Source organism: Cyclobacterium sp. 1_MG-2023, assembly GCF_030546805.1.
In the GTDB taxonomy this organism is placed as follows: Bacteria; Bacteroidota; Bacteroidia; order Cytophagales; family Cyclobacteriaceae; genus Cyclobacterium.
In genome coordinates this window covers 221,058-244,067 of the sequence record NZ_JAUOPC010000004.1, presented here as the reverse complement: position 1 = coordinate 244,067, position 23,010 = coordinate 221,058, and the positions used below count along the sequence as shown (strand labels likewise).

Genomic DNA, 23,010 nt, shown 5'->3' with positions numbered 1-23,010 from the left:
ATAATAAAAGCACTCCCACTAGTATGAATAGAAGAAAATCAATAAAAACCCTTATTGCCTCAACAGGAGCAGTACTTTTCCTCAGCCAATGTGGCAAACCACAAGAGGAGTACAAATTGGAAAACATCAAAGACTGTGGGGACTTAACAGGGCTCAGTGAAGAAGAAATTGCTAAAAGGAAAAGTTTAGGTTATGAAGAAAAATCCCCGTTAGAAGGGGATAAATGTGACAACTGCCAATTGTACCTTCCACCTACAAAAAAGCGTAAATGTGGAGGCTGCCAATTATTTAAAGGGCCTGTAAACGCAGATGCTTATTGTACCTATTGGGCTCCTCGAGTAGAAAATGCCTAGGTAATATATCGTATCAGGCTTTCTGATAATTCAGAAGAGAGTTATTGATAAAGGTCACCTGCTTTAATTTATGCAGGTGACCTTTTATTTTCATGGCTGAGGAAATAGATAATGAGAAATAAGCATTAAACATCCACAAAGCTTCTTAACTTTAGGAGGATTTTTATATCTTCAAATCAGGAATAACTCCCTCATTACTTTCTACTCAAAATGAACAGATTAATCGTATTAGTAGATTTTTCACCGTACACGCCCACTCAATTGAGGTTGGCATGCAGCTGGCAAGAAATTTATGGTTTAGATTTGGTATTTGTGCACAAGATGGATGGACTAGCGCCTACCCTTTCCAATACCAGAGAAAGTGAAAAAATTATTGCTTTTAATAAAGCTGAGGCAGAGAGAAAATATTTACAATTTCTTAAAGATAGTGAACTTAGCCCTATTCCAAATCAAACTACCTTTGAGGCTGTTCCCCATCAACTTATCCATTTCTTACAAGGTTTTCTAAAACCTGATGACCTATTACTATTGGGTTTGAAAGGCACAGGCTTTTTAAAGAGAATATTGATTGGGAGTACTGCTACCACCATAATTAATCAACTCAATCAGACGGTAATAGCACTTCCCCAAAGCATAGATTTCGCTATCCCTAAAACACTTGTTTTATCCTGTCAAGAAAAATATCCTCTTAATGAATCTGCACTAGAGGTTGTTTTAAATACCGTGGGTAAAAAAATCAATGAAATTGAGTTATTGACCATAATAGAGGACAACGCAGAACTAGAACCTAGCAAAATGTACTTGGAATACCTTCAATCAAAGATTGGCGATGCCTATTCCTATAAAATCAGTATTTATGAAAATACAGATGCCTTTGCAGAAATTAAACAAAGGTTTAGCCAATGTCTGGATGACTTTATTATTCTTCAAAAAGGTTCTAGACATCTTAATGACAAACTATTTAGAAGGTTTTTTATCAATGATTTGATCCACGACGGCAATACCCCACTAATTATTTTACCTGCTGAAAAATAAATACTTACGATCCTATTCCTTAGAAAAACAGCCGGAGCATTTTTTTCATTTTCCTCCGACTGTCTTTCTTTAAGTAATGCTAAGCCTCTTTAATTACCGGATTAGTCAAAACTTTTCAAATAGGTTTTAAATGTTTTGATGTTGGTATGCTCATTAATTATTACGCATTCTATTTGGGCCATTTCGCAGAAATCTTCCAAAACCTGCACATTCAGATTCTGACTAAAACAAGTATGGTGTGCTCCACCGGACAAAATCCAAGCGCCGCAGGCTCCCTTAAAATCAGGTAGTGGCCGCCACATGGTTCTTGCCACCGGTAATTTAGGCAGATCATGAGGTGGTTTTACGGCTTCCACTTCATTTACTACCATCCTAAACTTACTGCCTAAATCAATTAAAGAAGCATTAAGGGCAGGCCCGGCTGCCGCATCAAAAACAAGCCTAACGGGGTCTTCTTTTCCACCAATCCCCAAAGGGTGGACTTCACAGCGAATAGGTCCTGCTGCAAGGCATTCATCAACTTCCAGCATATGGGCACCAAGTACAAGTCCTCCCTGTTCCTTGAAGTCATAGGTATAATCTTCCATAAAAGCATTTCCTCCGGGAAGTCCGGCTCCCATTACTTTCATGGCACGAACCAGTGCCATTGTTTTCCAATCCCCTTCACCCGCATAGCTATAGCCGGCATTCATTAGTCGCTGAACTGGCAAGCCCGGCAATTGCTTCATTCCATGGAGGTCTTCAAAAGTATTGGTAAAACCCTTGAAAGAGCCAGCCTCTAAAAATCTTTTCAGGCCCAATTCTATCTTGGCTGCCTCCCACAAGGAAACATGCCTGGCCCCTCCTTTTTTCAATGGGTCGGTTAAGGCATAAGCATTGTAGTAAACATCAATTAATTCCTCAATTTCCGCTTCACTTACTCCATTGATATGTTCCACCAAATCCCCCACACCGTAGGTATTAACTCCAAAGCCAAATTTAATTTGTGCCTCCACTTTATTGCCTTCGGTAACGGCTACTTGTCGCATATTGTCTCCAAATCGAACAAACTGAGCACCTTGCCAGTCTTTCCATCCACAAGCAGCCCTGCTCCAATAGTCTATTTCTCGGTGAACTTCAATGTCTTTCCAATGACCTACAACCACTTTCCTAGGTATATTCATTTTTGTACAGATAAAGCCAAATTCCCTGTCTCCATGTGCACTCTGGTGCAAGTTCATATAGTCCATATCTATGCTATCCCATGGGATGTTTTCTCCATATTGGGTATGCAAGTGCAAGAGTGGTTTGTCAAGCAACCTTAAGCCATTGATCCACATTTTGGCAGGTGAAAAAGTATGCATCCATGCCATCACTCCTATGCAATTTTCGGCTTTATTGGCCGCTAAAAAAACCTGTGAGATTTCGTCTTGAGTGGTCACCAGCGACTTAAAGACAATGGTAACCGCGATTTTATTGGAAGCATTCAAATGCTTGCAAATGACTTCAGAATGTGAAGACACTTCCTTTAAAATATCCTGTCCATACAAATGTTGGCTACCGGTAACCAACCAAAGCTCATTATTTTTAAGCTGCATATGTTTTTTACTTATTTATCTTTTAATCTTAGAGAAAATTCATTTAAAAATTAAATGCTAATTTTCCTTTCTACATATTTGCTACATTGAAGCAAGGCCGGCTATTCAGATTGTTCGGAATAGACAGGGCTTGTTATAAACTAGGCAATATGCTAAATATAAAAAGAGAATTGGACATCAGCTCCTAAATCTTCATAAACCTAATGTAATTAATCAAAGCCTTTGAATACCATGAGTAAATACGAAGAACTGAAAAACAATTGTTACGAAGCAAATATGGAATTGCCCAAGCTAGATTTGGTGGTCTATACCTTTGGAAATGTAAGTGCTGTGGACAGAGAAAACGGAGTATTTGCCATCAAACCAAGCGGCGTTCCTTATGAGGCATTAAGCCCTAAAGACATTGTTGTTGTAGATTTTGACAACAATGTGGTGGAAGGAAAAATGAGACCGTCTTCAGACACCAAAACCCATGCTTTCTTATACAAGCAGTGGCAGAATATTGGTGGAATATGCCATACCCACTCCTGTTATGCCGTATCTTGGGCTCAAGCCCAGATGGATATCCCATTATTTGGGACCACACATGCTGATCATAATACCAGCGATATACCCTGTGCCCCTCCCATGAGTGATACTAATATTTCCGGAGACTATGAACACATGACCGGACAGCAAATATTAGACTGCTTTGAAGAGAAAGAGATTTCCTATGAAGAGGTAGAAATGATTCTTATTGGAAACCACGGCCCATTTACATGGGGGAAGAATGCCCAAAAAGCAGTCTACAACAGCAAGGTACTAGAAGAAATTGCGCGGATGGCCTATTTGACCCTACAGATCAACCCCATGGCCCCAAGACTTAAAGATGCCTTAATAAAAAAGCATTATGAACGAAAGCATGGGAAAGGGGCCTATTATGGTCAGGCCGGAAAATAAATAAGCCATATTTTTTTAGGAAAAAAATAAAAACCTCCGGGACATTATCCCGGAGGTTTGAACACTTAAAAAAACCACCAACCTTTAATTAAATCTAATCAACTGTTCTTTCGAACAGCCATATTTAATTTATCTGCCAATAAATACATGACAGGTACTACTACTAACGTTAAAAAGGTCGCAAAGGTTAGGCCAAATATTACTGTCCATGCCATTGGTCCCCAGAAGTCTGCATTATCACCCCCAATATAGAACTTGGGCTCAAATGAAGACAGCAATCCATAAAAATCAATATTCATACCTATGGCCAGTGGAATCAGGCCTAACACCGTGGTTACAGCGGTTAATAACACTGGTCTAAGTCTGGTTTTCCCACCTTTTACTATACTGTCTAAAAGGTCTTCTTTGGAAAGGTTTTGATCTTCAGAAATATTAAGCTCGTCACGTTTTCTTGACCTGATAAGGTCTGTATAATCGATCAATACAATGGCATTGTTTACCACCACACCAGCCAAGGATATTATCCCTATTCCTGTCATGATTACCACAAAGTCCATATTAAAAATCACCAAGCCTAAAAACACTCCAATTGTACTTAGAATTACCGAAGCCATAATAATAAATGGAGTGGTAATGGAGTTGAATTGCGCAACTATAATAAGGAATATTAAAGAAACCGAGATCAATAGTGCTCTTGTCAAAAATTCAGCCGATTTAGCTTGTTCTTCTTGCTCACCGGTAAAGCTAATATTGATTCCCTCCGGTACTTCAAAATCCTGCAACAACCGCTTGATTTGGTTGTTAATTTCTGTGGCATTGTACCCATCATTTACGTTTGAAAATAAAGTAATAACCCTCTCCAAGTCTTTCCTTTTGACAGAACCATAGGTAGAACTGTATTCCAAGCTAGCAACAGAAGAAATCGGTATTTCCTTTTTATTTCCAAACTTATCTCTAAAGCTAATTTTCTTGTTAAGTAAAGCATTGATATCATACCTGAATTTATCCGCTAATCTTAGCTGAATAGGGTAATCATCTTCCCCTTCCTTAAATTTAGAAACTTCCAAGCCGAAAAGGGCGGTCCTCAATTCATTGGCGATAGTGGCTGTAGACAATCCAAAACGTCTGGATTTTTCCCTGTCTATGTTTAAAATCAACTCAGGGTTTCCTAGCTCCAAATCAGACTTCAACTCCTCTATACCTTGGATCCCTGACTCATTGATATGTTCTCTGACTGAATTCACATAGGTAATAAGTTGTTCAAAGTTTTCTCCTGTAACTTCAATATTAATAGGTTTACCAACAGGAGGTCCATTTTGTTGCTTGCCCACGGTCATCAATACACCTGGATACCCTTCGGCCAATTCCCTAATCTTCTCCATGATCTCATTGGTATTGATCCCTTCTCTGAATTGATACTCTTCAAAACCAATCGTCACTTTGGCCTTATGAGGAGTTGATGCCTGACTAGGTCCTTCCATAGGATCTCCGGTTCCTTCTCCAATTTGGGTTATTACAGACTCTATGATTTCATCATATGGCTCAAGTAGAGCATACAGATCATCTTCAAACTCTTCCACAAAACTGTTGGTAGAAGTAATATCCGTTCCAATTGGTTTTTCTATATAGATATTTATCAAGGCCGGTTGATTGTCCGGGAAAAACAATGTTTTCGGAGCACTCACATAAAGTAACATCAATGACATTACCAAAAGAATAAAGGTCCCCCCAAACAAGAGATAAGGCCAAAACCCCTTTAATGCGAAATACAATGTCTTTTCGTACATGTCTTCCAATTGCACCAAAAACACATTCTGGAACCACTTGATAGCTCTTCTCAGAAAGAAAACATTGAAAATGATTAAAATTGCAGCGAGGAAAAGTAAGTTCCCAAAAGCTATCCAAGTGATAAAATAACATATTATGGCCAGAAAGGTCAAGACAGCGGCAACTATCATTGGTCGTTGAACAGGCTTTTTCTTGTCGACATCCTGAACCTTCATGAAAAGTGCTGTCAATACAGGATTGATTACAAGCGCTACAAACAAGGAAGAAGACAATACTATAATAAGAGTAATGGGAAGGTATTTCATAAACTCCCCGATAATACTATCCCAAAATGCTAAAGGAAGAAAAGCCGCAAGTGTGGTAGCAGTAGAAGTAATTATAGGCCAAGCCACTTCACCAACACCCTCTTTAGCCGCCCTGACTGCAGACTTACCCTCCTGCATCAATCTATAAACATTTTCTACGACCACAATACCGTTATCTACCAACATGCCCAAGGCAAGTATTAAAGAGAACAATACCATTAAGTTTAGTGTCACTCCCAAGGAGTTAAGCACTAAAAAGGATATGAACATGGACAATGGAATGGCAATCCCCACAAAAAGGGCATTTCTAAATCCAAGAAAAAACATCAATACCAAAACCACAAGGATAACACCCGAAATGATACTGTTTTCTAAATTATCCACCTGAGAACGGGTAGCTTTGGATTGATCATTTGTAATGGTTACTTCCAAATCCTCAGGGAACTTATTAATTTTCACTTCCTCAATAAGGGCCTTAATTTTATCAGAAGCGTCCAATAGGTTTTCGCCACTTCTTTTGATCACATTAATTGTAACTACAGGTAACTTCTTACTTCTAGCAAAACTTTCTCTTTCCTTATAAGTATCTTCTACTTCGGCTACATCTCTAAGGTAAACAATATTGTTATTCTCAGTTTTGACAATTACATCTTCTATTTCTATAGGTTTGTCAAATTCACCATCTATTCTTAATGTCCTTCGGTAATCACCTGATAATATATTACCACCGGAAATGGTAACATTCTCGTCAGAAACTGCACTTGAGATATCGGAAAAAGTAACCCCTAAAGCTTCCATTTTATAGAGATCTGCATTGATCCGAATTTCACGTTCAATCGTTCCACTCAAGTCAGCACTGGATATTTCTGTTAATTTTTCGATCTCATCTTCCAAATACTCACCATAGGTCTTAAGCTCTTGCTCTGTATAGTTTCCTGAAATATTTACATTCATTATTGGAAACTCTGAAGTGTTGACCTCCAATACATCCGGATCCCTGTCCAAATCATTCGGCAGCTCACTTTTTGCTTTATCTACAGCATCTTTAACATCCTGTATGGCCTTGGATATTTCCACATTGGGATTAAACTCAACCACGATTGATGAAAAATCCTGGATGGAAGTGGAGCTTACATCTTTTAAGTTATTAATGGATTTCAACTCTTTTTCTATGGGTCTGGAAATCAGGTTTTCCATGTCTACGGGTGAGTTCCCGGGATAAGCTGTACCTACATAAACCGTAGGAATCACTATTTCCGGAAAACTTTCTTTAGGCATGGTCCTGTAGGCAAACATCCCTAGGAAGGTAATAATCAACGTAAGAATTACCACACTGGTCCTGTTATCAACCGACAGTGAGGAAATCCCAAATTCTCTGATTACTCCTTTTTTCTTGTTTTCTTCTGAAGCCATATTACAATTAAGATGAGATTTTTACATTAAAATTATCTCCTACTTCCCTAAAACCTTTATCAATAAGAGTTTCCGAACCATCTAAACCTTTAGTGATTTCAGTATGTCCTTCATAGGTCAATCCTCTTTCCACATATTTTTTGTGTGCAACGCCTTTTTCAACCACAAAAACATAACTTCCTTTATTGTCTTTAAGAATGAGGTAAGTAGGAACTGTTACCGCCTCATCAACATTATAATCCTGAATATTTAAAACCGAAATCATATTTGGCTTTACGTTTTCAACTTTAGGCAGAAAAACCTCTACTTTAAATGTTCTGTTATCCGGATTAATAATTGCCCCAATCGCAGTTACTTTGGTATTAATATTCTTGTCTATAGAAGGGAAGTAAATACTTACAGAATCACCTTTATTCAAAATTCCGACAAATCTTTCTGAGATATCTCCCTCAATAAATAAATCATCCTCTCCGACAAAATTAACTACAGGAGAACCTGGCTGCACCAATTCCCCTACCCTTACAGTAAGTTCTTCTACTGTTCCATTAAATGGGGCAGTAATGGTAGTTCTATCCTTTTGAAGTTCAATAGAAGCAAGGTTTTTCTCAAGGGTTTCTTTCCTGTTTTTAGCCTCTAAATATTGAATTTCAGTACCTATTTTTTGATTCCAAAGTCTTTCTTGTTTTTCAAAAATTGTTCTGGCTAGTTCAAGCTGGGTATTGATTTCATCCAAATTTCTTTCTATGGACTCTGCATCTATTCTGGCGATCACTTGGCCTTTTCTTACAGACATGCCTTCCCGTGTAACAATCTCTTCTACCCTTCCTGAAACTTCTGCACTGATGTTTACATTCTTTTTGGAAAGTACAGAACCGGTCACTTCCACATAATGTTCAAATTTACCTACTTCGGGTTTTACGGTGGTTACCAATACTGATTTCCTACGATTTTTCCGAAATTCCGGATCCAAAGAAGAAATCTCTTCCTCCAATTCTTCGATCTTAACTTTTAAGGCTGCTGATTCAGATTTGAATTCTTCCAATTGGCTTTTTTTGGAAGAAAGATCATCTTCTTCTTGCTGAGCGCAAGAAAACATTCCCAGCGCAAGGGATAGGGTTAAAAACTTAAATGTATTTTTCATAAACATGTATAATCCTTTTCTTATTTTAATATTCCCAATGCTTTCTCTAAATCTACTCTTGCGATAAATGTATCATAAAGTGCAGAAAAATAATTGGTCTCCGCCTCTTTGAGTGTGGCATCTGCTTCCACTACCTCAAGGTTAGACCCAACCCCTTCCTGGTATTTTATTTTCGCCATATTGAAAACCTCCAGCGCCAAATCCCTGTTTTCTTTTTGCACTTCCAATTCTTGTAAGCTGTTGATCAAATTCTGTTTGGCCTGAAATTTTTCCAGTTGGATGTTTTGCAAGGTGAACTCTTTTTGAACTTCGAGTTGCCTCATTTGCACCCTATTTTGCTGGATTTTATGCTTTTTGAGAAACCCATCGAAAATTGGAATTTCTAATGTAACTCCTAAAATTGAACCGGTATACCAATCTCCTGACCATAGCTTTGAGAAATTCCCTCCAAAAGCATTTCTTTGGAAGGTGTAATTGGCATCCAAACGTGGCATGTATTGGATTTGATTGTTTTTTAAATCCAAGACTGCCAAATCGTAGTTGATATTGATTTGATCTACCTCAACCCTTTGTTGCCCTTCTTCATTTAACAATCTTTGGGTTTCAAGGTATTGAGTAAAATCATCAAGCTTATCGGTCAATACAATTTCCTCTTCCTCAGGTAAGCCCATCTGCAACTTTAAAAGGGCCTTGCTAACACTCGTAGAAGTTTTGGCCTTGTTTAGTTCTGTTCTAATATTATTGTTTTGAACCCTTATTCTCGTCACGTCAATTTTTTCGGCAAAACCTTCTTCATAGAGAATTTCAGTTTCCTTTAATAAGGTGTCTAAGCGATTCAAATTTGCCTGAATCAATGTTTCTCGTTCTTCACTTACCAACACAGAAAAATAGGCTTTCTTTACATTTTCTATCACTTCAAGATCAGTAAACTCCTTGTCAAACTCCACCAATTGCTTGTACGTTTTAGCAGCTTTAAGACCAATGAAATAAGAACCGTTGAAAATCATTTGACTCACGGTTGCTGTCAAATTAGCAGAATAAACAGGTGAAAACTGAATACCTATAAATGTACCTTCAGGAGCTTCCGGGTCCGAAAATTGAGCAGGAAATGGGGTAATAGGTACTACAAGGTTTTTGGTTGTATTGACCCTAGTAGTAATTTGAGGGAGTCCCTCTGAGGTTCGTTCTCCGATCAAACCTTTTGCAGCTTGTATTTCTAATCTTGCGCTCTGGGCTTCTGCGTTATTTTCTATCGCATAGTTCACACTTTCTTCTAAAGAAAAAGACGGTTGCTGGGCTTGAACCTCCGCAAACCAATGTCCCAATAGCCAAATTGTTAGGGAAAGAATAATTGGTTTAAAATTCATAAAGTTAAAATTCCTGAGTTTGTAGTTTTTTATAGTAATTTGACCTTCCCTGGTCAGTAAGAATTCCATGTATAAAATGATCTAAAACTGCCAATTGGCAATCAAGTAAGCTAAAGCTCGACTTTGAATAATTGAAAGTTAAAGTGTTTGTGATCTGGTCCATTCGCATATAAGCCAATAACTCTGAATTGATCTCCGTTCGGAAATCTCCGGATTCCTTTCCTTTTTCTAATACCATAATAATATTTTGAAGTACTTTTTCCGTTTTAAATTCATTTACTTTTAGCCAGCATTTCGGATAAAACCTTTGAATATCTTGCATTAACAATGGATTCATACGGGTAAATGCCTCCCTTAGATACCTTGTCATTCGCAATAAATGGTCAATGGCACTTTCATCAATGCTTTCCATCTCATCTAAATCACACCTGTACTCTTTTATTGTTGCCTCTATGGCAGCATTAACCAATTCTTCCTTACTTGAGAACTCTTCATAAATTGTTTTTTTAGATATTCCCGCAATCCTGGCTATCTCATCCATAGTGACTGCTCTTACCCCATACACTAAAAAATTTTCTAGTGCTATTCGAATTATATTTTGTCTCGTTTCCAAATATCCCTTAATAATTAACTCAGGGAATAAACTAGAGAAACTATCAAAAGGTTCAGAGTTTCTTCAAGAATTTCTATAATTTTTACACTCATTTTTCTTTGCTCTACAAAGGAACTATTTATTTTTTGCAAAAAGGCTATATTAAATTGGGTTTCTGAAGATTTCTTCCTGCTTAAACTTGAAGCAAGAAGGGCAATTTCATCCTTTTTATTTCTTTGACTTAGGGGCAATCCGTGTTTTTTTCAAGTTATACTGGCTAATCAGTTTCTTACTCCACCTGCACTGCGAAATTTTAAAACCAATTTTGTACATTTGCCCATTCAAAAAAAGCTATCGATCCCTTTATGAAGATTTTGTTTTTTCAATCCCCGGAGAAGACCATTTACGCTTTGGAAACCACTGAAGCGTACAAAAACAATGAGCTTGAGAAATTAAACTGGCTATTTGGAGGTGCTGTCCATTTGGAAGACCTTAAAATTCCCGGCGAGTTTATTGGTCCAAGAAAGGAAATGATTACCCCTTGGTCTACCAATGCGGTTGAAATAAGCCAAAATATGGGAATAAAAGGGATTCTTAGGATCGAGGCCTTCTACCCGTGGATTGAAGGTAGTTCTTTCGACCCTATGCTTCAGCGAAAGTACAAAGGACTTGACCAAGAGGTTTTTGCAATTGCTAAAACCCCGGATCCTATACAATATATTGAGGATATCCACACCTACAATGAGAAAGAAGGCCTGGCATTAAGTAAAGAAGAAGTAGCTTATTTAGAAGGGGTTCGTCAATCTTTGGAGCGACCATTAACGGATAGTGAAGTTTTTGGTTTCAGTCAAGTAAATTCAGAACATTGTAGGCACAAGATCTTTAATGGCACTTTTATACTGGATGGAGAGGAAAAACCCATGACCTTGTTTCAGTTGATCAAGGCAACCTCAAAGGCCAATAAAAATGGGATCGTTTCTGCCTATAGTGATAACGTTGCTTTCGTTAAAGGACCTAGGGCGCTTCAGTTTGCGCCAAAATCTTCAGAAAAGGCAGATTTTTTTGAGATTAAAGAAATAGATACCGTCCTTTCATTGAAAGCCGAAACCCATAACTTCCCTACAACAGTAGAGCCTTTTAATGGTGCTGCTACAGGCTCAGGTGGAGAAATTAGAGACAGGATGGCAGGTGGTACCGCCTCAATCCCTTTGGCCGGAACAGCGGTATATATGACTTCATACCCGAGGTCAGAAGCTGGAAGAAGTTGGGAAAAGGACCTTGAAGAACGAAAATGGCTCTACCAATCCCCAATGGACATCCTTATCAAAGCTTCAAACGGTGCCAGCGATTTTGGAAATAAATTTGGCCAGCCTATCATTTGTGGAAGTCTGATGACTTTTGAGCACAAAGAAGGAGAGCTGGATTGGGGTTTCGATAAAGTCATTATGCAGGCTGGAGGAGTTGGGTTTACAGCAGCACCTTATAGCCATAAAAACAATCCTGAAAAAGGGGATCGTATTGTTCTGATGGGCGGAGACAATTACAGAATTGGCATGGGAGGATCTGCAGTTTCCTCGCTAAACACCGGTGAATTAAGCCTTTCTTTGGAGATGAATGCTATTCAGCGATCAAATCCTGAGATGCAGAAAAGAGTATCAAATGTCATCAGGGCATTGGCTGAAAGTGACGACAACCCCATTATTTCTATCCATGACCATGGCGCAGGTGGCCACCTAAACTGCCTTTCAGAGTTGGTGGAGAATACTGGTGGAACCATTAATTTGGAAAAATTGCCCGTTGGGGACCCCACACTTTCTGCCAAAGAAATCATTGGAAATGAATCCCAAGAAAGAATGGGATTGGTGGTTAAGGATAGCCATCTCGCAAAGATAAAGAAGATTGCAGACCGTGAAAGAGCGCCATTTTATAATATTGGCCAGACGACCGGGGACATGCAATTTAAGTTTGAGAATACACAAACCGGTGAAAAACCGGTAGACTGGAGTTTGAATCATATGTTTGGTTCTTCCCCAAAAACTGTTTTGGTGGACAAAAAGGCCAAGCAAAATTTCACAGCACCTGAATACAAAGTTCAGGATTTTGAGCAATATTTGACCAATGTACTGCAATTAGAAGCAGTGGCTTGCAAAGACTGGCTCACCAACAAAGTAGATAGGTCGGTTACCGGTAGGGTAGCCAAGCAACAAACGACCGGATCACTTCAACTCCCGCTAAATAATGTGGCAGTGATGGCCATGGATTATTCGGGAAATAAAGGAATAGCTACTTCAATCGGACATTCTCCTATAGCCGCTTTAGTAAGTCCTGAAGCGGGATCTAGATTGGCAATAGCAGAAGCACTTACCAACTTAATATGGGCTCCGCTAACCGATGGACTTAAAGGAGTGTCCCTAAGTGCCAACTGGATGTGGCCAGCCAAAAACGAAGGGGAAAACGACAGGTTATACAGGGCAGTTGAATCCACTAGTGATTTTGCTATCGCTTTGGGGATAAACATTCCTACGGGAAAAGACTCCTTATCCATGACCCAGAAATACCCAAGTGGTCAAACGGTAAAATCCCCCGGAACGGTTATCATTTCCACTGTTGGAGAATGTTCGGACATTAACAATGTTATTTCTCCTAGCTTGAAGGCTAGCCCTGAATCAACATTGCTATACATAGATTTGTCTAAGGATGAAGCAAAATTGGGAGGCAGCTCCTTTGCCCAATCACTAAATAAAATTGGTAACGAAGTACCGAACATAAAGGATGCAGCCTATTTTAAAAGTGCCTTTGCAACCATTCAGGGCCTTATCAAACAAAACAAAGTACTAGCTGGTCATGACATTTCATCCGGCGGTTTGATCACTACCTTATTGGAAATGTGTTTCCCTGACCAGAATACGGGCTTAGATATTCATACTTCAAATCTTAAGGAAAAAGATTTGATCAAAGCCTTATTTGCAGAAAACCCGGGCTTGGTCATTCAGGTAAAGGATGCGGACGATGTCTCTTCATTATTGAATTCACAAGGGGTGTCTGCTGTGGAAATTGCAACTGTAAATGCTTCAGGCACCATTCACATTGATGGTTTGAATAAGTCTTGGGAAGTATCAGTATTGAGAGATATTTGGTACAAATCCTCCTATTTGTTGGATCAACAACAGTCAGGAATGGAACTGGCCAAGGATCGATTTGACAATTATAAAAATCAACCTTTGAACTATACCTTTCCTGAGCAATGGAAAGGGACTTACGAAGCATTGAATTTGGACCCCAATAGGAAAACAACCACGGGTGCCAAAGCAGCGATTATTCGTGAAAAAGGAGTCAATGGAGATAGAGAGATGGCTTATTCCTTGTGGTTGGCCGGATTTGATGTCAAAGACATCCACATGACTGACCTGATCTCAGGTAGAGAGAACCTTGAAGATGTAAACATGATCGTCTTTGTGGGTGGCTTCTCAAATTCTGACGTTTTAGGTTCAGCCAAAGGATGGGCCGGAGCTTTTCTTTACAATGAGAAAGCTAAAAATGCTTTGGATAATTTTTACGCCAGAAAAGACACATTGAGTTTAGGTGTTTGTAATGGATGTCAGCTAATGGTTGAATTGAACCTGATCAATCCTGAGCATGAACAAAAAACCAAAATGCTTCACAACGACAGTCATAAGTTTGAGTCGTCATTTGTGAATGTGAACATTCCTGAGAATGATTCTGTAATGTTTGGCTCCTTGTCCGGTTTAAGACTAGGGGTATGGGTAGCACATGGAGAAGGTAAATTCTACCTTCCGGAAGAAAAAGAAAGTTACAATTTTGGTATGGAGTATTCTTACAGCGCATACCCCGGAAATCCCAACGGATCAGACCATAATGTTGCAGGTTTGTTGTCAAAAGATGGCCGCCACCTGGCAATCATGCCACATATTGAAAGGGCAATTGCCCCTTGGAACTGGCCATATTACCCTGAAGACTTACAGAATGAGGAGGTTAGCCCTTGGATCAATGCCTTTATAAACGCTAAAAACTGGGTTGCTGAGAAAATTTCTCAGTAAAAACTTAGTCTAGTTTTTTGATATTTACCGACTTCTTGTCTATGACAGGGAGTCGGTTTTTTTATTGCTTATTTTATTGACTGCAATTTATTTTTTTACCCCACACAATAAATGATGGTTGCTATTCCATAATCAACTTAAACAGAAAATTACATCTATTTACTTTCCTTAACACAGAAATTAAGCGTTATGCGCAAATGGTAACCAAACCAAACTTTGCCTAAATTTTATATCCTTGGCAAAACTATAGAGCTGATTTTGGCGTTCCCGGACTAGTATGTTTACAATTTTCTACCCGGATTATGCAGTTGGAATCCATGTGTTAACCGGAAAATTTGCCATTCCAAGAAAATCAGGCTGTTTGGAGATTCTAGTACGTAACAGTAGGTCTACTGCATATTTCAGGTTTAAGAATGGATCAGAAATTGCAGCATCAATAATTAATTCATTCAACCAACCTTTTATTGATTTCTCAGTTGGTTTAATAATGAAAGCTTATCAAAAGATCAACAAAAAATAACAAATATGCAAAAGCAACCACTTTTAGAATCCCTTACCATAGGAGATTTAACATTGACCAACCGCCTTGTAATGGCCCCTATGACAAGAAGCCGGGCAGACAATCTGGATAAAGCGCCCACCGATTTACATGCTGAATATTACAGGCAAAGGGCTTCAGCAGGGTTGATTATAACTGAAGGTTCCCAAATTTCGGAAAGGGCAGTAGGTTATATCAACACCCCCGGTATCCATACCAAAGCCCAAGTAGCAGGTTGGAAAAAAGTAACGAAGGCTGTTCATGAAGAAGGAGGTAAAATATTTTTGCAGTTATGGCATGTGGGCAGAATCTCTCATCCCGATTTCCATGAAGGAAATTTACCTCTGGCCCCTTCTGCCATTAATCCCAAAGCGAAGTCCTTTACACCCAAGGGATTTAAGGACACGGTCACCCCTAAGGAAATGACCCTACCGGAAATCAAACAAACAATAGCAGACTTTAAGAATGGTGCAAAAAATGCTTGGGAAGCGGGCTTTGATGGAGTAGAAATCCACAGTTCCAATGGGTATCTATTGCATCAATTCTTTAGTCGAACATCCAATGTAAGATTAGATGAATATGGAGGAAGTATCGCCAATAGAGCCAAAATTTTGTTTGAAATCATCGATGCAATTAAAGAGGTGATTCCTGAAAACAGAATTGGACTAAGGCTAAACCCATCCTTAAATGGGATTTTTGGAATGACCATGGACGAAGAAAGTATTCCTACATTTGATTATATCATAGAAAACCTCAACAAGTATAATTTGGCATACCTTCATCTTTCAGAACCATTTAATGATGTTTCCGACATTCCCTACGCAGAAACGGACATTGCCAAACGCTATCGCCCTACCTACAAAGGAAAGTTAATTATCAATGCTGGATTTGATCAACAAAAAGGAAACAATTTTATCCTTGAAGGATTGGCAGACGCGGTCGCCTACGGGAAATTGTTTATTTCCAACCCGGATTTGCCCGAGAGGTTTGAAAAATATGCAGCATTAGCAGATTGGGACGAGTCCACTTTTTATACCCCCGGTGAAAAGGGCTATACCGATTACCCTAAGATGGATTGAAAATAAGTCCGTAAATAACTAAACTGCCCCCATAGGCTTTTCAGGTTTACAGTTTAGCCTCACCTTAGCTCAGCTATGGTGAGGCTTTTATTTACCCCTTTAACACCATCTATTTTCCCATATTTAGCTCACCAAACCAGCTCTCCTTTTGAGGAACTTAAAAACTATTTCAAAGGTTTTAGATTCAATATAAATTACTATGAAATACTCAATTTTAGATTTAGCCATACTGAAAGAAGGACATGATGCTGCCGATGCCTATAAAAGATCTTTGGATATAGCCAGGCACGCAGAATCTTGGGGATACAAACGATTTTGGTTAGCAGAACACCACAATATGCCCTACGTGGGAAGTTCAGCACCCACCGTATTAATGGGGCATATTGCAGGAGGAACGAAATCTATTAGGGTGGGTTCCGGAGGTATAATGTTACCCAATCACAGTCCATTAATGGTGGCCGAACAAATTGGCACTTTGGAGACGCTTTACCCGGGCAGGATTGATCTGGGTCTGGGCCGAGCTCCTGGAACTGATCAAAAAACGGCTTCAGTTCTAAGAAGAGGCAAATTAGAAACGGTTCAGGAATTCCCCCAAGATTTGGAGGAATTACAATTGTTATTTTCTGAGGAAAACCTAGATGCCCCTGTTCGAGCTTATCCTGCGGAAGGGCTCGATGTGCCGATTTACCTTTTGGGTTCAAGCATGGACAGTGCTGTGCTCGCCGCAAAAAAAGGACTTCCTTACGTTTTCGCAAGTCACTTTGCACCTACTTACTTTAGCCAGGCAAGTACTTATTACAAACAGAACTTCAAAGCATCCACACAAAGCAGCCTTCCTTATTTGGTAGCCTGTTTGAATATAGTTGTAGCAGATACGGATGAAGAAGCAGCTTATCTGGCTACATCCTTTTACCAAATGGCTTTAGGGATTATCAGAGGAAGGTCCTACCCTCTTTCTCCACTTGTAAAAAACATGGATGAGATATGGAGCCCGCAGGAGGAAGCAGCCATCAAACAAATGACGCAATATGCTTTTATAGGCAGTTATGAAAAGGTCAGCAAAGCGTTAGCATCCTTTATAGAAAGACATGACTTAGATGAAGTAATGGTTACCACCAATGTTTTTGATCATGAAAAAAGGCTTCGTTCACTTCAGTATACCGCCAAGGCATTCCAATCTCTTAGTCATCAAAATCAATTATAAGCTTTTGCATTTAAAGGCTAGATATAGGTGAAGTAAAATTCACCTATTTTTTTGCCCAATTTTTTACCCCCCTTGCTATTAAGCCCCATCAATTTTTTAACCTGGATTATGCGATAAGATTTACGTGTTTTGGGAAAGGTTTGCAACGGCTTCATATCAGGCTATTTGGAGATTTTAGTATAGCGATGCGATGCTTAAATCTCCAAGCAACGACGAAATGGCTGATTCTGAAGTGATTTTAGCACCCAAGAGAAGAGCTATAGACTAATTCGGGATCAAGCATCTAACAGGTTATCCACGGGATTATTGATCTACAGTACCCAAGCCTCAATCTATTTATTTGCCAGCAAGCAAGCATTGTATACCCCTCTAATTCAGGCCGAGCTTCGGGAATCAAATTATTTTTTTTGATTTTTTTCCATGATGCTGTGATTATTTTACTAAAATAACGAATTACTAAGAAAAGTAATCCAAATGACAGTTTCAGAAAATAAGCTTTCGGATGCATTCTTACAACACCTTGCTGAGAACAAAGGCATACTTTACAAAGTCGCCAGGTCTTATAAGCGTGACGAAGAGGAGGTAAAAGACTTAATTCAGGAGATCACTATTCAAGTCTGGAAGGCTTATCCCAGTTACCAACCAACTTTGAAATTTTCAACATGGCTATATCGCATCGCATTAAATGTAGCCATATCCAGTTACAGAAAAGAGAGCAAAAGAGCTGCGATAAACACCAAGATGGATGATAGGTTTGTGGAGATTGCTGCTCCGGCAGAAACAACGCTAAATGAAAACGTCCGTCAACTTTATTCTCTCATCAGTGAGTTCAAACATTTTGACAGGGCATTGATGCTGTTATATCTGGAAGAAAAAAGTTATGCAGAGATCGCCGAAATCATGGGGATAACAGTATCCAATGTGGCAACAAAACTCAACAGATTAAAAAGTACATTAAAAGAAAAATTCACATTATTAAATCAAAAATAAAATGGAAGAGCAAAGCATTCAAAATTTATGGAAGGTTCAAAACAGTAAAATTGAACAGGTAATTCAATTGAATACCAAAATATTAAAATATCAAGTAAGTCAACGTTCGCGTAAAGCGCTTTTTGGGCTCAAGGCCGAGAAGGTAACAGGTTTGGTGTTCGGAACCATTTATATTGCAATTTTAGCAACAATCCTGTCCTACACAGTTAAACATCAACCTTTTACCAATCCTCTCTTTATGTTCTCAATTGGAGCCATATTGTTGACCAATATTAAGGTACTATTTGATTATGCCAAACACTTGGTCATGGCCAATCAAATTAATTTTTCCGGTCCTGTTGTGTCTATTCAAGAAGAATTGTCGAACCTAAAACTGAATTTGGTCAGCAACATGCGCTACTGGTACCTACAGCTACCATTTTACACCCTTCTACAGATTGGATTTATTGATTTTACCGGAGAATTCCCATTGGCATGGGTCATTATTCAAAGTTGTTTCACCTTATTATTAGCTAGCATTTCGGTATGGATATTTATTCGCATGAATCCGAAAAACATTACCGATAAAAAGGTGAATTGGTTAATAAACTTGGCAAGTGGTAAGCAAATTGATAAAGCAGCCGAACAGTTAGATGAGCTTAAATCTTACCACTTATAAAAATCCGCCGAAAAAGTAAAACTATGGCGGTATGGAATTACAGCCTATGTTAAAGTTATTTCGATGTCGCTATGTCCCTGCTTAACCGGATTACCTAGTGAGACGCGCTATAAAGGGAGTTGCCACAGGAAAATCAGCCTAATTATTAATTGTAGTAGGAAAGCCATAACTGACCTGCCTACCAATAGGCAACTAAACAGTAGACAGGCAAGGTAGAAAACAGCAAAAAGTGGCTGATTTTCAAGTGATTTCACCAAGCAAAGAAAGAACCATTGCATTATCCGGCTTCATCCCAGTAGTTTGCAAACCAATATAATACGCAATAATCAGTTACCACAAACAAACATTCTACTAGGTATTGCTGGTAGAATGTTTGTTGTTTTTATGAGATAAAATTACCAGTTTGTGTTCTGTTTCAAATTTAATCTTCTACTATACTTCAGGAGGGCAGATGAAAATAACATTGAGGCTTCCTGATCAATCCACCAAATAAAATAACCATATGATGAGAAAATTGCTCCTCTTGTTTTTTGTATTCACCGGTATAATTGGCTCCCAAGCCCAAACCACTTCGCCATTCGGAAATGTGGTGCTCACATCCAACAATGGTAAAACTCAGGTTCAGGTAAAAAAAAATGGGGAACTACATGTAAATGTTGCTCCGAATGATGCTTTGAAGTTTAAAGAAGATGGCTTTGTTCACTACAGTGATTTTGGCGCCAAAGGCGACGGTAAAACTGATGATATCCATGCCATTGCAGGAACCCATGCTTTTGCCAATCAGCAAAACTTATCCGTAAAAGCCAATAATGGGGCCAGTTACTATATAGGTGGCAAAGACCGAACTGCCTATATACAAACAGATACAGATTTCGGAACGGCTACTTTTATCATCGACGATAAGGATGTAGAGAATATCAAAGCTTCTGTATTCATTGTAAACTCCAACTTAAAACCTTACAAACTTGAAGGCATCACTTCTTTAAAGAAAAATCAGAAGAAAATAAAAGCCAAGCTTACCGGTCCATCGCTGATCAATGTCACCAATGACAATGTAAGACACTATATCAGATATGGATTGAATCAAGACAATGGCTCCGCACAAACGGATATTTTTTTAGTGGATGAAAATGGAAAAGTGGATATGGATGCTCCTATCATATGGGACTTTGAAAATATCACTGAAATCACAGCACTTCCAATTGACAAGGAAACCCTAACGATAAAGGGTGGACGCTTCGTCACCATTGCCAATCAGGCTGAATCAAAATACAACTACTACAGCCGTAACATTACCGTTAGGCGTTCTAATGTGATAATTGATGGACTTGAGCACCGCGTCACTGATGAAGGCGATCATGGTGCCCCTTATGGCGGTTTTTTAAGTATACGTAATTGTGCCAATGTAACCGTTAAAAACACTGTATTGACAGGACATAAAACCTACAAAACAATAGGCTCTGTAGGAAAACCTGTATCTATGGGAACCTACGACATTTTGGTGGGCCATGCGCTTAACGTTTCTTTCATTAACTGTAAACAAACAAATGACATCGACGATGGTACCTATTGGGGAATAATGGGGTCTAACTATTGTAAGAATCTCCTTTTCGATAACTGCACATTTTCTAGGTTTGATGCGCACAAAGGAGTAGCCAATGCAACGATTAGGAATTCTACCTTGGGCCATATGGGAATCAATGCCATTGGATCCGGTACTTTTTTGGTAGAAAACTCTACTCTTCGTGGAAGAAGCCTCGTAAACCTACGCTCCGATTATGGGAGCACTTGGCAAGGGGAATTAATCATTAAAGACTGTACTTTTGTTCCAAATGGTGGTGGTAAAAGCAATGCTTCATTAATCAGCGGATCATATTCCGGCCAACATGATTTTGGCTATACTGCTTATATGCCGGAAAAAATCACAATTGAAAATCTACACATTGATGATTCCAACCACACAGATGACTACAAAGGACCAACCATATTTTCAAATTTCAATTCCAAAAAAACGGACCAATCCTATCAAGAACAATTCCCTAATGTAATAACCAAAAAAGTTATTCTTAAAAATGTTAGCACAGAAAGTGGCAAAAAAATTAGTGTAAGTTCTAATAAATTTATGTTTAAAGATGTAAAGGTTATTACCAAATAAGCTTTACCTAAATTTTATTATCCTATTATACACAGCCAATATCCTGATTCAGGTATAGGCTTTAAAAAACACCCGGAAAGCTTTGATTAGCTCTCTGGGTGTTTTTTTGTTTCGGCAAAAACATAAATTACTCAAGATGGCTATTATTGAATTTGGATTATGCAAAAGGATTTCCTGAGCTTTCTCAGGGAGACTTGCAATCCCAAGAAAATCTCCTACTAGCAATGAAATGCCTGATTTTAAATCGATTTCAGCAGGTATTGGATAGGCTATTGCATATTTCGGGTTGAAATGAGGCGCATTTTTTATGTTTCTTTCCATTGAAAGAAGCTAATGTAAAGCAAGTTCAATTCAAATTTAAACCTCTATTTTAAGAATTAAATTTTGGATAAAATTAATTTTTTTTATCATTAATAAAACTTTTTAGAAAATTATTCCCTAAGCCAAAATCGGTCTAAAAACAGAAATTAAGGCTATTTTTTCTTTTTTAAGTAATATCTGAAACCCACAATTACCGATCAAACAAACTATAATCCTTTCATCATGGGTTTTGTTGGAATGCTTTTTGATTAACAGATAAACCTAAGCATTCAAATGGTTATAAAACAGCATCACTAACCACAAGAATTTAAAATTTTATATAAATAATGAGACTATTTAAATCAATATTCAACGAAAACATTTTGTTGACATCGCTAATAATAGCTATTTCTTTGGCAAATTATTCATGCGACAGTAAGGGTGAGCAGGTAGAAGTGGAAACACTTTCATTGCCTGTAACCACTGTGAAGAAGGACTCTGCTATCACTACATTCGAATACCTAGGAGCCATTGAGGGGAAAGTAAACGTTGAAATTCGTCCCCAAGTTGAGGGTTTATTGGATAAAATCCATGTGGATGAAGGAGATTTTGTAGAGAAAGGACAATTGTTGTTTAGCATCAATGCATTGCCCTATGTAGAAAGACTAAAGAATGCGCAAGCAGCAGTGGAAGTTGAAAAAGCAAAACTCGAAAACGCAAAAATAGAGATGGAACGGCTTCAACCTTTGATTGATCATGAAGTGATTTCTGATGTACAGATGAAGACGGCGCAATCAAATTATGAAGTTGCAAAAGCTTCACTAGCCCAAGCAGAAGCCTTGAAAGCTACAAGTCAGATCGACATGCAATTCACGCAAATAAAGGCTCCGGTAAGTGGCTATATAGGATTGATTCCTATGCGGGTAGGTAATTTAGTCGCCAAAGGAGATGATGAGCCTGTAACCACTTTATCTGATATCAGTGAGGTCTATGTGTATTTTGCGATGAGTGAGTCCAACTATCTTTTTTATAAAAAAATGAAAGAGGATTCTACTGCTCGTCGATTGAACCCTAATGTTAAGTTAATCTTGGCAGATGGAACCATCTATTCTGAAGAAGGTGTGATTGATGCTGATGCGGGGCAAATAGACCGAAACACCGGTGCCATCACCTTGAGAGCAAAATTTGACAATCCGGATAAGCTATTGAGAAGTGGAAATACGGGTAAAATCATTTTGGAGCAGATACATCCGGATGTGCTCATGGTTCCTCAGGAGTCGATTGCCAAAATTCAAGACAAAAACTTTGTATTTATCTTAAAAGCAGATTCTATAGTGGAGAGAAAAGAGGTGAAAATCAATGGGAAAGCAGGGAAAAATTTCATTTTGAATGAAAACAATATTTCAGAAGGGACAACTATTATTCAATCCGGGGTAAACAAAATTAAGGATGGAATGAAAATAGAACCCTATCAACAAGTACCTACCCAATAAGCTTTTCTAATAGCCATAATCTAAC

17 protein-coding genes are annotated in these 23,010 nt (G+C 38.5%); 11 read left to right on the top strand and 6 right to left on the bottom strand.

The window, feature by feature from the left end:
* The first annotated feature begins 23 nt into the window (after window positions 1-23).
* Window positions 24-353: a high-potential iron-sulfur protein gene (locus Q4534_RS07680; protein ID WP_303612581.1), complete on the top strand. Its 330-nt coding sequence runs from the start codon at window positions 24-26 to the stop codon at window positions 351-353.
* Window positions 354-563: 210 nt separating this feature from the next.
* Window positions 564-1,388, top strand: a complete 825-nt coding sequence (locus tag Q4534_RS07675) for a hypothetical protein (protein ID WP_303612580.1) — start codon at window positions 564-566, stop codon at window positions 1,386-1,388.
* A gap of 101 nt (window positions 1,389-1,489) precedes the next feature.
* Here Q4534_RS07675 and araA read toward each other — a convergent pair whose 3' ends face one another.
* On the bottom strand, window positions 1,490-2,965 hold the full coding sequence (gene araA / locus Q4534_RS07670) for an L-arabinose isomerase (protein ID WP_303612579.1): 1,476 nt from the start codon (window positions 2,963-2,965) through the stop codon (window positions 1,490-1,492).
* A 231-nt stretch (window positions 2,966-3,196) separates the two neighbouring features.
* Here araA and Q4534_RS07665 point away from each other — a divergent pair, with 231 nt between their 5' ends.
* A complete protein-coding gene (locus tag Q4534_RS07665; RefSeq protein ID WP_303612578.1) occupies window positions 3,197-3,904 on the top strand; it encodes an L-ribulose-5-phosphate 4-epimerase in 708 nt (235 codons plus the stop codon).
* Between the two features lie 98 nt (window positions 3,905-4,002).
* Here Q4534_RS07665 and Q4534_RS07660 read toward each other — a convergent pair whose 3' ends face one another.
* Genes Q4534_RS07660 through Q4534_RS07645 form a run of 4 tightly spaced genes read right to left on the bottom strand, consistent with a single transcriptional unit; the run spans window position 4,003 to window position 10,531 of the window.
* Window positions 4,003-7,410: an efflux RND transporter permease subunit gene (locus tag Q4534_RS07660; protein ID WP_303612577.1), complete on the bottom strand. Its 3,408-nt coding sequence runs from the start codon at window positions 7,408-7,410 to the stop codon at window positions 4,003-4,005.
* A gap of 7 nt (window positions 7,411-7,417) precedes the next feature.
* Window positions 7,418-8,551, bottom strand: coding sequence for an efflux RND transporter periplasmic adaptor subunit (locus Q4534_RS07655; RefSeq protein ID WP_303612576.1), 1,134 nt, complete (start codon window positions 8,549-8,551; stop codon window positions 7,418-7,420).
* A 20-nt stretch (window positions 8,552-8,571) separates the two neighbouring features.
* Window positions 8,572-9,918, bottom strand: coding sequence for a TolC family protein (locus Q4534_RS07650; RefSeq protein ID WP_303612575.1), 1,347 nt, complete (start codon window positions 9,916-9,918; stop codon window positions 8,572-8,574).
* A gap of 4 nt (window positions 9,919-9,922) precedes the next feature.
* The gene (locus Q4534_RS07645; protein ID WP_303612574.1) at window positions 9,923-10,531 is read right to left on the bottom strand and encodes a TetR/AcrR family transcriptional regulator; all 609 of its coding nucleotides are present in this window, start codon (window positions 10,529-10,531) and stop codon (window positions 9,923-9,925) included.
* 344 nt (window positions 10,532-10,875) lie between these two features.
* Between Q4534_RS07645 and purL the strand changes: the two genes are divergently transcribed.
* The 7 genes from purL to Q4534_RS07610 all read left to right on the top strand — a co-directional run bounded on the left by purL (window position 10,876) and on the right by Q4534_RS07610 (window position 21,192).
* Entirely contained in the window at window positions 10,876-14,568 is a 3,693-nt protein-coding gene (purL, locus tag Q4534_RS07640; protein ID WP_303612573.1) for a phosphoribosylformylglycinamidine synthase, read from the top strand.
* A gap of 277 nt (window positions 14,569-14,845) precedes the next feature.
* Window positions 14,846-15,088, top strand: coding sequence for a hypothetical protein (locus Q4534_RS07635; protein WP_303612572.1), 243 nt, complete (start codon window positions 14,846-14,848; stop codon window positions 15,086-15,088).
* A gap of 5 nt (window positions 15,089-15,093) precedes the next feature.
* Complete coding sequence (locus Q4534_RS07630; RefSeq protein WP_303612571.1) at window positions 15,094-16,185, top strand: alkene reductase; 1,092 nt, start codon at window positions 15,094-15,096, stop codon at window positions 16,183-16,185.
* Window positions 16,186-16,384: 199 nt separating this feature from the next.
* Window positions 16,385-17,389, top strand: coding sequence for an LLM class flavin-dependent oxidoreductase (locus Q4534_RS07625; RefSeq protein WP_303612570.1), 1,005 nt, complete (start codon window positions 16,385-16,387; stop codon window positions 17,387-17,389).
* A gap of 474 nt (window positions 17,390-17,863) precedes the next feature.
* Window positions 17,864-18,379 carry an RNA polymerase sigma factor gene (locus Q4534_RS07620; protein WP_303612569.1) on the top strand — a complete coding sequence of 172 codons (516 nt, stop codon included), beginning with the start codon at window positions 17,864-17,866 and terminating at the stop codon, window positions 18,377-18,379.
* 1 nt (window position 18,380) lies between these two features.
* Window positions 18,381-19,037, top strand: a complete 657-nt coding sequence (locus Q4534_RS07615) for a hypothetical protein (protein ID WP_303612568.1) — start codon at window positions 18,381-18,383, stop codon at window positions 19,035-19,037.
* Window positions 19,038-19,539: 502 nt separating this feature from the next.
* Window positions 19,540-21,192 carry a hypothetical protein gene (locus Q4534_RS07610; protein WP_303612567.1) on the top strand — a complete coding sequence of 551 codons (1,653 nt, stop codon included), beginning with the start codon at window positions 19,540-19,542 and terminating at the stop codon, window positions 21,190-21,192.
* A 48-nt stretch (window positions 21,193-21,240) separates the two neighbouring features.
* Here the strand turns inward: Q4534_RS07610 and Q4534_RS07605 are convergent, their stop codons facing one another.
* Window positions 21,241-21,513 (bottom strand): hypothetical protein, encoded by a 273-nt coding sequence (locus tag Q4534_RS07605; protein WP_303612566.1) that lies wholly within the window; start codon window positions 21,511-21,513, stop codon window positions 21,241-21,243.
* Window positions 21,514-21,839: 326 nt separating this feature from the next.
* On the opposite strand from Q4534_RS07605, the gene Q4534_RS07600 reads away from it, so the two are divergent.
* The gene (locus Q4534_RS07600) at window positions 21,840-22,985 is read left to right on the top strand and encodes an efflux RND transporter periplasmic adaptor subunit (RefSeq protein WP_303612565.1); all 1,146 of its coding nucleotides are present in this window, start codon (window positions 21,840-21,842) and stop codon (window positions 22,983-22,985) included.
* Window positions 22,986-23,010: the final 25 nt, after the last annotated feature.

What these genes read in the sequence shown, in the direction of transcription:
- purL (WP_303612573.1), top strand. Translation starts at nt 10,876, where the DNA reads ATGAAGATTTTGTTTTTTCAATCCCCGGAGAAGACCATTTACGCTTTG.
- Q4534_RS07630 (WP_303612571.1), top strand. Translation starts at nt 15,094, where the DNA reads ATGCAAAAGCAACCACTTTTAGAATCCCTTACCATAGGAGATTTAACA.
- Q4534_RS07650 (WP_303612575.1), bottom strand. Translation starts at nt 9,918, where the DNA reads ATGAATTTTAAACCAATTATTCTTTCCCTAACAATTTGGCTATTGGGA.
- Q4534_RS07600 (WP_303612565.1), top strand. Translation starts at nt 21,840, where the DNA reads ATGAGACTATTTAAATCAATATTCAACGAAAACATTTTGTTGACATCG.
- Q4534_RS07620 (WP_303612569.1), top strand. Translation starts at nt 17,864, where the DNA reads ATGACAGTTTCAGAAAATAAGCTTTCGGATGCATTCTTACAACACCTT.
- Q4534_RS07675 (WP_303612580.1), top strand. Translation starts at nt 564, where the DNA reads ATGAACAGATTAATCGTATTAGTAGATTTTTCACCGTACACGCCCACT.
- Q4534_RS07680 (WP_303612581.1), top strand. Translation starts at nt 24, where the DNA reads ATGAATAGAAGAAAATCAATAAAAACCCTTATTGCCTCAACAGGAGCA.
- Q4534_RS07605 (WP_303612566.1), bottom strand. Translation starts at nt 21,513, where the DNA reads ATGGAAAGAAACATAAAAAATGCGCCTCATTTCAACCCGAAATATGCA.
- Q4534_RS07625 (WP_303612570.1), top strand. Translation starts at nt 16,385, where the DNA reads ATGAAATACTCAATTTTAGATTTAGCCATACTGAAAGAAGGACATGAT.
- Q4534_RS07665 (WP_303612578.1), top strand. Translation starts at nt 3,197, where the DNA reads ATGAGTAAATACGAAGAACTGAAAAACAATTGTTACGAAGCAAATATG.
- Q4534_RS07615 (WP_303612568.1), top strand. Translation starts at nt 18,381, where the DNA reads ATGGAAGAGCAAAGCATTCAAAATTTATGGAAGGTTCAAAACAGTAAA.
- Q4534_RS07610 (WP_303612567.1), top strand. Translation starts at nt 19,540, where the DNA reads ATGATGAGAAAATTGCTCCTCTTGTTTTTTGTATTCACCGGTATAATT.
- Q4534_RS07660 (WP_303612577.1), bottom strand. Translation starts at nt 7,410, where the DNA reads ATGGCTTCAGAAGAAAACAAGAAAAAAGGAGTAATCAGAGAATTTGGG.
- Q4534_RS07655 (WP_303612576.1), bottom strand. Translation starts at nt 8,551, where the DNA reads ATGAAAAATACATTTAAGTTTTTAACCCTATCCCTTGCGCTGGGAATG.
- araA (WP_303612579.1), bottom strand. Translation starts at nt 2,965, where the DNA reads ATGCAGCTTAAAAATAATGAGCTTTGGTTGGTTACCGGTAGCCAACAT.
- Q4534_RS07635 (WP_303612572.1), top strand. Translation starts at nt 14,846, where the DNA reads ATGTTTACAATTTTCTACCCGGATTATGCAGTTGGAATCCATGTGTTA.